This window comes from Nocardia sp. NPDC024068, from assembly GCF_040638875.1.
Lineage (GTDB): Bacteria > Actinomycetota > Actinomycetes > Mycobacteriales > Mycobacteriaceae > Nocardia.
In genome coordinates this window covers 1-12,295 of the sequence record NZ_JBEZYU010000095.1, presented here as the reverse complement: position 1 = coordinate 12,295, position 12,295 = coordinate 1, and the positions used below count along the sequence as shown (strand labels likewise).

The 12,295-nt window shown below is 67.2% G+C and carries 15 protein-coding genes; 5 read left to right on the top strand and 10 right to left on the bottom strand.

Annotated features, from left to right (window positions below; all coding sequences use genetic code 11):
- Nucleotides 1-365: 365 nt before the first annotated feature.
- The 4 genes from rpsR to rpmB are packed head-to-tail and all read right to left on the bottom strand — an operon-like array spanning nucleotide 366 to nucleotide 1,374.
- Entirely contained in the window at nucleotides 366-620 is a 255-nt protein-coding gene (gene rpsR, locus AB0F41_RS30745; protein WP_357429951.1) for a 30S ribosomal protein S18, read from the bottom strand.
- Nucleotides 621-653: 33 nt separating this feature from the next.
- Nucleotides 654-959, bottom strand: coding sequence for a 30S ribosomal protein S14 (rpsN, locus tag AB0F41_RS30740; RefSeq protein WP_357429949.1), 306 nt, complete (start codon nucleotides 957-959; stop codon nucleotides 654-656).
- On the bottom strand, nucleotides 959-1,129 hold the full coding sequence (gene rpmG, locus AB0F41_RS30735; RefSeq protein ID WP_357429947.1) for a 50S ribosomal protein L33: 171 nt from the start codon (nucleotides 1,127-1,129) through the stop codon (nucleotides 959-961). The genes rpsN and rpmG overlap by 1 nt, the downstream gene beginning before the upstream one ends.
- An 8-nt stretch (nucleotides 1,130-1,137) precedes the next feature.
- Nucleotides 1,138-1,374, bottom strand: a complete 237-nt coding sequence (gene rpmB / locus AB0F41_RS30730) for a 50S ribosomal protein L28 (protein WP_357429945.1) — start codon at nucleotides 1,372-1,374, stop codon at nucleotides 1,138-1,140.
- Nucleotides 1,375-1,472: 98 nt separating this feature from the next.
- Between rpmB and AB0F41_RS30725 the strand changes: the two genes are divergently transcribed.
- Genes AB0F41_RS30725 through rpmF form a run of 3 tightly spaced genes read left to right on the top strand, consistent with a single transcriptional unit; the run spans nucleotide 1,473 to nucleotide 3,272 of the window.
- Nucleotides 1,473-2,828 carry a GTP-binding protein gene (locus tag AB0F41_RS30725; protein ID WP_357429943.1) on the top strand — a complete coding sequence of 452 codons (1,356 nt, stop codon included), beginning with the start codon at nucleotides 1,473-1,475 and terminating at the stop codon, nucleotides 2,826-2,828.
- Nucleotides 2,828-3,097 carry a type B 50S ribosomal protein L31 gene (locus AB0F41_RS30720; RefSeq protein WP_357429941.1) on the top strand — a complete coding sequence of 90 codons (270 nt, stop codon included), beginning with the start codon at nucleotides 2,828-2,830 and terminating at the stop codon, nucleotides 3,095-3,097. The genes AB0F41_RS30725 and AB0F41_RS30720 overlap by 1 nt, the downstream gene beginning before the upstream one ends.
- Nucleotide 3,098: 1 nt before the next feature.
- Nucleotides 3,099-3,272 (top strand): 50S ribosomal protein L32, encoded by a 174-nt coding sequence (gene rpmF, locus AB0F41_RS30715; protein ID WP_357429939.1) that lies wholly within the window; start codon nucleotides 3,099-3,101, stop codon nucleotides 3,270-3,272.
- A gap of 283 nt (nucleotides 3,273-3,555) precedes the next feature.
- Here rpmF and AB0F41_RS30710 read toward each other — a convergent pair whose 3' ends face one another.
- The 6 genes from AB0F41_RS30710 to AB0F41_RS30685 all read right to left on the bottom strand — a co-directional run bounded on the left by AB0F41_RS30710 (nucleotide 3,556) and on the right by AB0F41_RS30685 (nucleotide 9,116).
- Nucleotides 3,556-3,858, bottom strand: coding sequence for a hypothetical protein (locus tag AB0F41_RS30710; RefSeq protein ID WP_357429937.1), 303 nt, complete (start codon nucleotides 3,856-3,858; stop codon nucleotides 3,556-3,558).
- Between the two features lie 26 nt (nucleotides 3,859-3,884).
- Entirely contained in the window at nucleotides 3,885-4,799 is a 915-nt protein-coding gene (locus AB0F41_RS30705; protein ID WP_357429935.1) for an MHYT domain-containing protein, read from the bottom strand.
- Entirely contained in the window at nucleotides 4,792-5,424 is a 633-nt protein-coding gene (locus AB0F41_RS30700) for an ATP/GTP-binding protein (protein WP_357429933.1), read from the bottom strand. Before AB0F41_RS30700 ends, AB0F41_RS30705 begins: the two co-directional genes overlap by 8 nt.
- A complete protein-coding gene (locus AB0F41_RS30695; protein WP_357429953.1) occupies nucleotides 5,405-5,779 on the bottom strand; it encodes a DUF742 domain-containing protein in 375 nt (124 codons plus the stop codon). The genes AB0F41_RS30700 and AB0F41_RS30695 overlap by 20 nt, the downstream gene beginning before the upstream one ends.
- Nucleotides 5,780-5,919: 140 nt before the next feature.
- Entirely contained in the window at nucleotides 5,920-6,327 is a 408-nt protein-coding gene (locus AB0F41_RS30690; protein WP_058854582.1) for a roadblock/LC7 domain-containing protein, read from the bottom strand.
- On the bottom strand, nucleotides 6,324-9,116 hold the full coding sequence (locus tag AB0F41_RS30685; protein ID WP_357429930.1) for an ATP-binding protein: 2,793 nt from the start codon (nucleotides 9,114-9,116) through the stop codon (nucleotides 6,324-6,326). The genes AB0F41_RS30690 and AB0F41_RS30685 overlap by 4 nt, the downstream gene beginning before the upstream one ends.
- Before the next feature lie 449 nt (nucleotides 9,117-9,565).
- Between AB0F41_RS30685 and AB0F41_RS30680 the strand changes: the two genes are divergently transcribed.
- Nucleotides 9,566-10,252: a response regulator transcription factor gene (locus tag AB0F41_RS30680; RefSeq protein WP_357429928.1), complete on the top strand. Its 687-nt coding sequence runs from the start codon at nucleotides 9,566-9,568 to the stop codon at nucleotides 10,250-10,252.
- 8 nt (nucleotides 10,253-10,260) lie between these two features.
- Nucleotides 10,261-11,778: a HAMP domain-containing sensor histidine kinase gene (locus tag AB0F41_RS30675; protein WP_357429926.1), complete on the top strand. Its 1,518-nt coding sequence runs from the start codon at nucleotides 10,261-10,263 to the stop codon at nucleotides 11,776-11,778.
- Nucleotides 11,779-12,295: the final 517 nt, after the last annotated feature.

The window sequence follows — 12,295 nt, the reverse complement described above, 5'->3', positions numbered from 1 at the left end:
CGAGACTCGCGGCTGCGCCGCCTCGCTTCGAGGGCTGACAGCAGACGCGGGCCGAACCCTTTCAGGGCCTCGCTGAACTCGGCACCGAGGACGTGACCCATCCAATGGGTTGAGCCCGGTCCGGATCGGAACCGGGTGGTGACGCTGGTACCGGACCATGCGCTGCGTAGTGCGGGGTGCGTTCGCGGGGATCTCTCGTTTTATCCGGATGGTCGCAATCCGTCCTGGGCGGGGCCCCACCCTCGAGCGGCGGAGCCGCTCCAAAATTACAGCCCGACCCTTGGCGGAGGTGTCGATCCGAACTCACCTTCGCGGAGACGCCACTCCCCAAACCCTGCTTGGAGTGGCGGCTCCAACTACATCCCCTACTTGCTGGTGAAGGGAAGCAGGGCCATTTCGCGGGCATTCTTCACCGCGATGGCGACCTGCCGCTGCTGCTGCGGGGTCAGGCCGGTGACCCGGCGGCTGCGGATCTTGCCGCGGTCGGAGATGAACGTGCGGAGCAGGTTCACATCCTTGTAGTCGACCGTTTCGATGCCGGCGGCGATCAGTGGGTTCTTCTTCGGCTTGCGGGCCTGCTCGGCGCGGGCCTTCTTCGACGGGCCTCGTTTGATTGCCATATGACCGGCTCCTAACTCACGAGATCTGCGGGGTTACCAGCTCGATTTGCGCACACCGGGCAACTCTCCCCGATGTGCCATCTCGCGTACACGCACGCGTGACAGGCCGAACTTCCGGAGATAACCGCGCGGTCGCCCGTCGGCGGTGTCCCGATTGCGCAATCGTACCGGACTGGCGTCCCGGGGCAGGCGGCGCAGGGCGGCCTGCGCGACCAGGCGTTCGTCGTCGGATGTGGTCGGTTTCCGGATGATTTCCTTCAGTTCGGCCCGCCGGTCGGCGTAGCGCGCGACGGTCTGTCTGCGCTGTTCGTCTCGGGCGATCTTGGATTTCTTGGCCATTACCGTTCCTCTCGGAAGTCGACGTGGCGGCGGATCACCGGGTCGTACTTCTTCAGCACCATCCGGTCGGGGTCGTTGCGCCGGTTCTTGCGGGTGACGTAGGTGTAACCGGTGCCCGCGGTGGAGCGGAGTTTGATCACCGGCCGGATATCGGTCGATTTGGATGCCATGGTTCGTCTCAGATCCGTTCGCCGCGGGCGCGGAGGCGGGCGACCACTGCCTCGATCCCGTCTCGGTCGATGGTTTTGATGCCCTTCGCCGATACGTTCAGGGTGATTCGGCGTCCTTCGCCGGGCAGGTAGTAGGTCTTGCGCTGGATATTGGGGTCCCAGCGCCGGTTCGTTCGCTTGTGTGAATGCGAGACGGCCTTGCCGAACCCAGGTTTGCGGCCGGTGACCTGGCAGTGCGCGGACATACGGCTCCTTCCGAGTGTCGCTGATGATCTGTGCGGAAGATTATGACAATCATTTTCGACAACCGCGAGCCCGGACTGTACCGTGTGCCGGGTAGTTAATGAAAATCATTACCGAAAGGGTCGTGGTGTCGTACTCTGCTCAGGATCCGCGAACGGCCGATCGCCGCACCCCGGTGGTGGTGGTCGCGGGACTGCACGGTGATCCGGACGGATCCGTCGATCTCGTCGCCGCAGCTCTCGGTGCCGCGGCGGGCACCGTCGTGGTCCGGCACGACCTCGCCGAGCTCCACCAGGGGGTGGTCCGGCGGACCGTGCGCTCCGAAGGGGCGGCCGCTCATACGGTCCACGAACTGGCCCACGGATGTGTGTCCTGCACGTTGAAGGCGGATCTGCTGCCGCTGCTGCGCACGCTGGCCGCGCGGGATTCCGTGCATCGCATCGTGCTGGCGCTGGATCCGGCGTTCGAAGCGGAAGCGGTCTGTGAAGGGATCGCCGATATCCCGGTCACGGGCATGGTGGGCCGGGTGGACGGGCCCGCGGCCCGGGACGTGCGGGTGGCCGCCGTACTCACCACGATCGACGCACGGACCTGGCTCACCGCCGCGACCGGCGACGAAACGCTGGCCGAACACGGCTGGGCTCGTGCCGACGACGATCGTACGGTGGCCCAATTGGCGGTCGGGCAGGTCGATTTCGCCGATGCGGTACTGGTCTCGGGTGGGAACGCCGTGACGGCCCCGGAGCGGGTTGCGCTGGCGGCGGTGCTCCGGCGGCTCGCCCCCTCGGCTCCCGTGTCGTGGGACGAGACCGTGACGCCGGCCGTCGTCGACGATCTGCTGGGCCGGATTCCCCCCGACGCCCGGCGCGGTGCGGTATTCGACGCCCATGCGCCGCTGCTGCGGGGCCGGCCGCCGCTGGGTCCGGCCGACGGGGTCGAGCTGGTCGAATTCGCGGCCCGCCGGCCCTTCCATCCGCAGCGGTTGCACGAGGCGCTGGATGTCCTGTTCTACGGGGTGATCACGGCCCGCGGGCGGGTCTGGCTGGCCACGCAGCCCGATGAGGTGGTGTGGCTGGAATCGGCCGGTGGCGGGCTCCGGGTCGGCGGTGCCGGGCGCTGGCTGGCGGCCATGTCACCCGCCGAATTCGCCGATGCCGACCCGGAGCGGCGGGCGATGGCGGCGCTGCGCTGGGACGACCGGTTCGGCGATCGCGATATCTCGCTGACGATCCTGGTACACGGTGGCGACCCGGACGAGATCCGGCAGGCGCTGCACTGGGCGCTGGTCGACGACGCCGAGCTGCGCCTGGTCGATCGCGCGCCCCATCAGGTCGCCCGCTGGGACGACCCGTTCGGCGAATGGCATACCGACCCCTGCGAATCGGAGATACCGCATCCCGCCGCCACCGGCGACGGAGGCAACGATACGGGCGAGCGCGCCCGGAAGGAGAAATGATGAAATCAGGTATTCATCCGGACTACCGCCCGGTGGTCGTGGAGGACGCGAGCACCGGGAAACGGTTTCTCACCCGCTCCACGGCGACCGGCGAACGCACGGTCGCCTGGACCGACGGCGAGACCTATCCCTTGCTCGTGGTGGATGTGACTGCGGATTCGCACCCCTTCTGGACCGGTGCCCAGCGGCTGCTGGACACCCAGGGGCGAGTCGAGAAGTTCCATCGCCGGTACGGGACCCGCGTCGCACCCGCCCGGAAAGAGCGCTGAGATGGCGGTTCCGAAGCGGAAGATGTCGCGATCCAATACCCGCAGCCGCCGGGCGAACTGGAAGGCGGCCGCGCCGGATCTGGTGCCGGTGACGGTCGGCGGGACGGTACATCGGGTGCCGCGCCGATTGGTGCAAGCCCTCCGGCGCGGCCTGATCGACCCGGAACGCCGCTGAAATGTCAGGGCCCCTAGATGTGAAATCGGTGGCGAGACAGCGTTGCCCGGGCATCCCAGGCGACCTCCGGGCAACCGTCGGGCAATCGCTACCAGCGTATTCACCCGGATTACCGCTAGCTGTACGATTGCGGACCGCGGGTCGATCCCGGGCCCCGATTCCGTACTCGTACACGGTGTTCGCCGGAAAAACTTGCCACTGGGCTGTTTCACCGGTCCATACCGATTATCCTCGTGCGTGAGGGCGGGTCTCCCAGCAATGGGAGACCCGCTCATCGCCACTTCTAAGGGTTTTCACCCCGAATCTGCGCCACTTCGCCGTCATTCTCCGTACGTGCCACGCATTCCGCGGATAGCGCCTCTGCCAGCGTGTTCAGTTCCCGTAGCAGAGCCAGTGCCAGCGCGGCGGGTAGCAACATCAGTGAGACCGGCCACGGCAATACGATTCGTTCGGCTTGCTCCTCGCGGGCCGCGAGATCGGCGACGGTTGCCTCCATCTCACTGATCTCGGTCCGCAACTCGGCCACTTCGCCCCGCAGTGCGCGCAGCTGTGCCCACAACTCGCGCAGCACCGTCTCCTGTTCCACCGGCACGGTTTCGGCGTCCGCCCGGATCAGTGCGCGGGTGTGGGCAGCGGCCGGTCGCGCTGGGCCAGCGCCGCCGCGGCGGAGGGCCGGGAACCGCGCGGATCGGCGTCTGCGGGCAGCATGAGCGGGTCGTCGCCGGCCGGGCCGTCACCCGGTGCCGGCGGAGGCACGGGCCTGCGCGCGGCGGGCTGTTCGTCGCGCCGCTCCGGCGCCACCAGGACCGCGGTGATCGGGACGGCCAGGGCCAGCAGGCCGATCACGAACATGGGGAAGGCGTAACCGAACAACTCCAGGCCCTGGGCCGGTTCCGCATCGGGGTCCAGCCGGAACTCCAGGGCGGCGATTCCGGTGAAGTAGACCGCCGCGACGCCTGCCGCGAACATCAGGACCGACCCCACTCGCGCCGCCGGGAAACGGAACCGCTGGAACAGCCACAGGCACAGCGAAGACGCGCCCACGGCGATCACGACGGCTATCAGGAAGAGCCAGAACGTCACCGAGACCGAGCCCTGGACATCGACGGAAGCCAACTGCAGCCACAGCATGATTCCGAAGCCGATTCCCAGCGCGCCGGCTGCGGAGGCCATCCGCTGCACCTGGAATTCGCGGCCGGCGAGCAGTAGCCCGACGAACACCGCGCCGACGGCGAACAACAGCGAAACGGTGAGTTCGGAGATATCGAAGCGCAGAATCTGGCCCGGAATCGATACGCCCAGCAGGGCAACGACGAATGACAGCCAGATACCGACACCGCCGATCGCGACCGCGGCGGCGGCGATCCAGACCGGCCTGAACCGCACCGAACGGCGGCCGTTCACCCCGCAGGCCAGGCCGACGAACATCCCCACGGCCGAGACCGTGACCGTGAGCAGGACGAGCCAGTAGCCCATGGTGAACAGATCGACGGTCGCGACCGTCTCGGCGGCCAGCGTGTCAGCCATGCCGGGCGACTCCTTGGTATTCCTGGGCCTTCAGACGGCTGATGGCGTACTCGGTGACGGCCGCCAGCGACTGGCGGACCTCCTTGGCGTCCCGGGCGTCGATATCCACGATCGGCACCCCTTCGCGCACCGAGAGCGCCTCGCGGAGTTCGGCCATGGCGAAGCGGGGCGAGTTCGGGAACCTGTTGACCGCGATGAGGAACGGCAGTTTACGTGCCTCGAAGAAGTCGACGGCGGCGAAGCTGTCCTCCAGCCGGCGGGTATCGACCAGGACCACGGCCCCGATCGCACCGCGGATCAGGTCGTCCCACATGAACCAGAACCGGCGCTGGCCGGGCGTACCGAACAGGTACAGCGTCAGATTGCCGGGCAGGATGATCCGCCCGAAATCCATGGCGACCGTGGTGGTCTGCTTGTCCGGTGTGTCCTCGAGATTGTCCACGCCGTCGGAGAAGCTGGTGACCATGGCTTCGGTGCGCAACGGCACGATCTCCGAGACCGCACCCACGAAGGTGGTCTTACCCGCGCCGAACCCCCCGGCGACCACGATCTTGGTCGAGGCGACGCGGGTCTCGGATTCCGCCGCGGCACCACCCTGAGTCTTGCTATAGGGCTCGGAGTCCACGCAATGTCCTCTCCATCAGCGACCGGCGTTCGTCGTAGCTCGCCTGCTCGGTCAAAGTCGAATGCACTCGCAGGTTGCCGTCCACGACGAGATCACCGATAACGACGCGGACCATACCGAGTGAGCGATCGAGGTGCGCGGCGATTTCGGCAACCGACAGCTGGTGGGTTCCGAGACGGAGGATCTCGGACCGGATGTCGCCGGACGGCCAATCGAATTGTGCATGATAGGAGATGGTTTCGATAACCGCCTCCATCGGCAGATCGACCGCGGGCTGCGTGCGACCCGAGGTGAGGGCGTAGGGGCGGACCCGTCCGGCCCGGCGGGAGCTGTTGGACGGCGGGGTGCCCGGCATCCGGTAGGTACCGGTGTTGTACTGCGACGATCCCGGCCCGAAGTTCTGTGCGCCCGGCCCGAAGTTGTGCGCTCCGGGCCCGTAATCGGGCCCACCGGTCGGATAATTGGGCATGCCTTGGCCGAATTGCGACATGGTGCTCAGACGGTAGATCGGGCGGTAGCGCTGACGACCGAACCGACGCGGTCGACGAGGAGGGCCATCTCGTATCCGATCCGGCCGATATCGTGCTGTTTGTTCGCCAGTACCGCGATATGCGAGCCGTTGCCGACGCTCATCACGAGTAGGTAGCCCCGCTGCATCTCCACGATCGACTGCATCACCTTGCCGCCGTCGAACAACTGCGCGGCACCCGTCGACAGGCTGGCCAGTCCGGCGGTGACCGCGGCGAGCTGTTCGGCACGGTCGGCGGGGAGATGGGGGCTCACGGCCTGCAGCAGACCGTCGGCGGAGACCAGGACGGCATGCGAGACACCGGGAACGTCGCGGGTGAATCTGGCCACCAGCCAGTTCAGATTCTCGTCCGTGCTGCTCTTCGGGTCGGTCATGGAACCCCTCCGTCATTGTGCTGAACATCGGCCCGCCCACTGCGGACCCCACTCAGGTGTCTGGTCAGATTGCTCCGGATCTCCTCCGGATTCCGCGGGGCCTCGTCTTCGACGGGGGCCAGACCGCCGGGGACGAGCTGAGCGCCCGGCCGGCGGATGGGAAGCCCGTTCGCGGTCGTGGAGTCCGAGCTCGGCTTGGCCGCATCCTCCGCGGCGAGCCAGCCGATATCGGCCGGAGTTGTCCAGTCCTGGCGTGGCTGTTCTTGTGTCGCCGGTTCGACCAGCCATTCCGACACCATACGCTGATAGATCGGAGTGGGTGTTTCGCCACCGACCGGTTGCAGCCGTTGGGAAGTCGTGGTTGCTGCGGTGACCGGCTCGCCCATTCGTTCGTTCGGTCGGCCGAACGGATTGTCGTGGTCCATACCCGGCCGCCGGATGGGCAATCCGGACCGGGAGGTATGTGAGGCCTGATTCTCGGCGGGGGGCGCGGACCAGTTGTTGCGGGAGTCCGTCGGCGCCGGGAACGATTGGGTCTTATAGGTTTCCGCCCACAGACCGGTCGGCGAGCTCTCGGGTTCTGGCTCGGGTTCGGGCACCGGGTCGAAGGCCGAGAAGGTGTCCCGCGAACCGTTGTCGTTGCCGTTGCTGTTGCCCGCGCCCACCGGGAGGTCCGCGCCCGGGCGCCGTTGCGGCAGACCGCTCGGCGTCGTGCCGAAGGTGTGGCTCGGCGTCGAATCCAGCGGCGGCGCCGAGCTCAGCGCGGGAGCCGACGTGAGCGCGGGGGGCGGGGGCAGTGGACGTACCGGGTATTCGGTGCGCGAAGGCCACGAATCCGAGATCGGCGGTACCGGCGTCAGCTGACGCGACTGCGGTTGCTGCAGCGGCGGCGGGCTGAGCGCGAGGTCCGCGGTGAGCGTATTGGGGCTGTCGGCGCCGGTGTCGGGCGAAACCAGCAAACCCGGCAGGTGCAGGCTGGCGGTGATACCGGGCTGCTGGGCCATGGTCGACGTGCGGCGCAGGCCCACCGTGATCTGATGCCGCTTGGCCAGCCGGCCGACCACGAACAGGCCCATCCGGCGGGCGGTTTCGACGTTGATCTCACCGCCGGAGGCCAGCCGGGCGTTGGCGGCCTGCAGATCCTCGGTGGCCATCCCGAGGCCGCGGTCGGTGATCTCGATGAGGTATCCGCCGTCGACCGCGCGCGATACGGTCACCGCCACCGGGGTGTTGGGCGGGGAGTAGCGGAGGGCGTTGTCGATGACCTCGGCGAGCAGATGTTCGATATCGACCGCGGGCTCACCGGCGACGACGCCGTCGGGAACGTGGCCGATCTCCACCCGCTGATAGTCCTCGACCTGCGAGACCGCGCTCCACAACATATCGGACAGCGGTACCGGGTCCAGCTGGCCACGGCGCAGCGCGGTACCGGCCAGGACGAGCAGGTTGTCGCCGTTACGGCGCATCCGGGTCGCGAGATGGTCGAGCCGGAAGAGGTTCTGCAGCCGCTCCGGATCGTCCTCGTCGTGTTCGAGGTCCTCGATGATGCCGAGCTGCTGCTCCACCAGCGACTGGCTGCGCCGGGAGAGCGTTTCGAACATATTGCCGATCTGCACCCGCAGACGGGCCTGGTCACCGGCGAGTTTGAGGGCCTGCTGGTGCATTTCGTCGACCGCGCGGGCGAGCTGGCCGATCTCCTCGGTGCCCTGGACGCCGACCGGCTGGATCTCGGGGGTCTCGGCGCCGCCGCGGACCTGTTCGAGTTCTTCGGGCAGCAGCACATGGGCCACCTCGAGGGCGTCACGGCGCAACCGGCGGACCGGCACGACCAGGGTTCGCGCGACCGCGAGGGCCAGCGTCAGACCGCCGAGGAGGGCGGCGATGAGCAGCGCGGTCTCACGCAGCGCGCTGTTCTGCGCGGATACCGTCGCGTGGTGCAGGGCGCCGGTGATGGTGGCGGTGAGCTGGCCGGTGGTGGTCTCGTAGGCCTGCGAACTCGTCAGCAGCGAATCCCGCGCCGCCGGATCGGTGAGCGCGCCCTGGGTGCCCTGGCTGAAGATCGCCAGCCGGGTCTGCACCGCGTCCAGCAACGGGCGCATATTGCCGGCCACATCCGGCATGATCTGGCCGTACTGGTGGATCATGGTGAGTTCGGCGCCACCCGAGGTGAGGACCCGGGCGCGCATCGCCGGATTGTCCTCCGCGGTCGGCGAACTGATCACCAGACGCTGGGCGGTCAACGACCTGCGCGCGTTCTGGATGGCGCTGACCTGCAGGAAGTAGCGCTGAATGGAGAGATCCTCGACCGTGGGCGACTGGGCCAGGGCGTTGCCGATCCGGACGGCGATCTCGTCGGCCTGGTCGCCGACCATGGCCGGGCTTCCGGTGCTCAGCCCGCTGCGCATGGTGCTGCCGAGCGTGAGCGCGGAGGCGAGCTCACGGGAGACCTCGGGCCTGATCTGGTTGGCGTCCAGCGATCGTTCGAGCGCCTGGTGGGCGGAGTCGAACCGGGCCAGTGCGGCGGTGGCCTGGGATTCGGAATCACCTGTGCTGTTGGCCGTCGCGGTCACCGCCAGATGTTCGGCAGCCGCGTTGTAGTCGACGATCGGCCCGATGATGCGGGACTGCTGGGTCGCTGCCTCGAGCTGCTCCAGCGTGCGCAGTTCATTGTTGATCCGCAGGACGGCGAACAGCGTCGCCAGGACGACCGGCAACACCAGCACGATGCCGACCTTGCGGGTGACCGACCAGTTGGACAGGCTGAATTGCCACGGTCGCGGTGTTTCCATCCGCCTCTGTCGCCTCCGCATCACGATCGACCTCATTTGGTGCGTGGCCGTTTCAGTTATGATTCAATCCACAACGAACCGACCAGAGGTCTGGTTTTTACCGCTCGAAACATACCGTGCATGCTACCGGTCGGCAATCGGGGCGCTCAGACGGTTATACCGCGAATATAGCGTATGGGGAACAGGTTTCGTCACATATCACAACTCGGTAATGGGAGATCCGGTTATCGGATGAATTCGCAGGTCGTGGCGTCGGTCGATACCGACGGCCGGTACTCGGTCCGTTCTGGTGACGTGCGGTGCCGGTGGCTGGATCGTTGGAATCGCCCTTAACATTTGGACGTCTGTTCAGAAATCGAAAGGCGCGGGAAGAAGCCCGTGGTAGCGGTACTCGCCGATGCGGCGGGCCCTCTCAGTAGCCTCTCAGTCGCTGCCGTCAAACTGGTGATATGCGCATACTGGTGGTCGACGACGATCGTGCGGTCAGGGAATCGCTGCGCCGGTCGCTGACCTTCAACGGTTACACCGTGGATCTGGCCGTGGACGGTATCGACGCACTGGAGAAGGCGACCGCGGAGCGCCCGGACGCGCTGGTGCTCGATGTGATGATGCCGAGATTGGACGGGCTGGAAGTCTGCCGGCGGCTACGCAGTACCGGCGATGATCTGCCGATCCTGGTCCTGACCGCGCGTGATTCGGTTTCCGAGCGGGTCGCCGGGCTCGACGCCGGCGCCGACGACTATCTCCCCAAACCGTTCGCGCTCGAGGAGTTGCTGGCCCGGCTGCGGGCGCTGCTACGTCGCCGGGCGCCGGATGCCGGCGAGATCTCCGAGGTGATGACGTTCGCGGATCTGTCGATGGATCCGGTCACGCGGGAGGTCTCGCGGGGTACGCGATCCATCTCCTTGACCCGCACCGAATTCTCATTGCTGGAAATGTTGATGGCCAATCCGCGCCGGGTGCTGACGCGCGGGCGCATCCTCGAAGAGGTATGGGGCTACGATTTCCCGACCTCCGGTAACGCCCTGGAGGTGTATATCGGCTACCTGCGCCGCAAAACCGAGGCCGACGGCGAGCCCCGGCTGATCCATACCGTGCGCGGTGTCGGGTACGTGCTGCGCGAGACGCCCCCGTAAGCACGGATATGGCACGCACCCCTCGCTCGGCGACGAAGAAACATACCGTCGCACCGCTCGGCGGCCCATGGCCGGACGAGCCGCCCTCCATGCGGCCACCGACACCGCTGACCCGCACCGTCTCGCTGCGATGGCGGGTCACGCTGCTGGCCGCGTCGCTGGTGGCGATCTTCGTGGCGATCACCTCGATCGCCGCCTACGCCATGGTCGCCCGCGCGCTGTACGGCCAGGTGGACGCCCAGCTACGGGCCCGCGCCGAGACCATGATCAGCGGCGATATCGACAGTATGGCCTTCCAGTCGCTCGGTGTCGCGACGTTGTTCTCCAACGATATCGGCGTCGCGTTGATCTATCCGGTGGCGAACCAGGATCCGGCACAGCGCGCGAGCCTGCCGGTATATATGCCGCCGCAACCCACCACGCCTCCCATCGGCACCGAGGAGATAGCGGTCGCCCAGGGCCGGCGTGACTCGTCGCTGCGCACGTACAACAGTCAGCGGGTGCTCGCCGAGCGGATGGATTCCGGGGTCACCCTGATCATTTCGCAGCGGCTGGAACCGACCCGTGAGGTACTGGACCGGCTGGCCTGGCTGCTGTTCGCGGTCGGCGCGTGCGGGGTGGTGCTGGCCGCCGGCGCCGGGACCACGGTCGGCCGTACCGGTCTGCGGCCCATCGCCCGGCTCACCGCCGCCACCGAACGCATCGCCCGCACCGACGACCTGACTCCCATTCCGGTCACCGGCGACGACGAACTCGCCCGGCTGACCGAGAGCTTCAACACCATGCTGCGCGCGCTCACCGAATCGCGCGACCGGCAGCGGCGCCTGGTCGCCGACGCCGGGCACGAACTGCGCACCCCGCTGACCTCGTTGCGCACGAATATGGAGCTGCTCATCGCGTCGAGTCATCCCGACGCCCCGGCCCTCCCCGAGGAAGATATGGCCGAACTGCGTTCCGATGTGGTGGCCCAGATCGAGGAGCTGTCGAACCTGGTCGGCGATCTGGTGGACCTGGCTCGCGAGGACGCACCGGAAACGGTGTACGAGCGGGTGGACCTCGGCGAGGTCACCGAACGCTCGCTGGAGAGAGTCCGCCGCCGCAGCGCTGTCGGATTCGACGCGGAATTGCGGCCCTGGTTCGTTTACGGACACGAGGCCGCCCTGGAACGCGCAATTCTCAATGTGCTCGACAACGCCGCGAAATGGTGTCCACCGGACGAATCGATTCGGGTGGTGATGGCCGAAACCGGCCGCGGCCTGCTGGAACTGTCCGTCGATGACGCCGGCCCCGGTATTCCGCCCAACGAGCGCGAACTGGTTTTCGAGCGTTTCTACCGAACCACCGCATCCCGATCGATGCCCGGTTCCGGCCTGGGACTGGCAATTGTGAAACAGGTCGTCACCAAACACGGCGGCACCATTGCGATCGATAGTTCCGACCGCGGCGGCGCATTGATCCGAATCGTGTTGCCCGGAGAAAACCCGCCGCCGGAAGAATATCGCCCGGAAAGCACCGATAGCGCATAATTGCCGAGTACAAAAAATACCTACCGGCCGGATTCTGTATTTGCCGGCGGCCCCGCCATGGCCGCGGAAGGCAACGAGTGGGAAGGAGTACACAGATGCACGCCCCCCTGGAGCACACGGCCCCGCCCGGCATCGCCCGCGTACGCCACAACCCCCACCACCCGACGCTTCCGCTCCCCGACTCCACCCCGGTGAGTCACCCACCTCTGAGCCACAGCCACCCCCGCCGGTCTATCTCACCCCCCGGGACCAACCCACCTCCGGGCCCAACCCAGCCCTGGGACCAACCCACTCCCTGGGACCGACCCGCCCCTCGCCATCGCACCCAACCCTCCGCATCCCACACCGCCCCTCCCTCCCCGCCGAGTCTTACGAGGCCCTTGGAGGGGTGCGGGCCGTCCCGTGGTTCCGGCCTCGAAGCAATGCGGCGAAGCCGCGAGTCTCGAGGCCCGAAGGACTTTCTAGCGTACGAAACCTGTTGTCGCATAACGTCGCCCGCATGGTCGGCTCCGCGCAC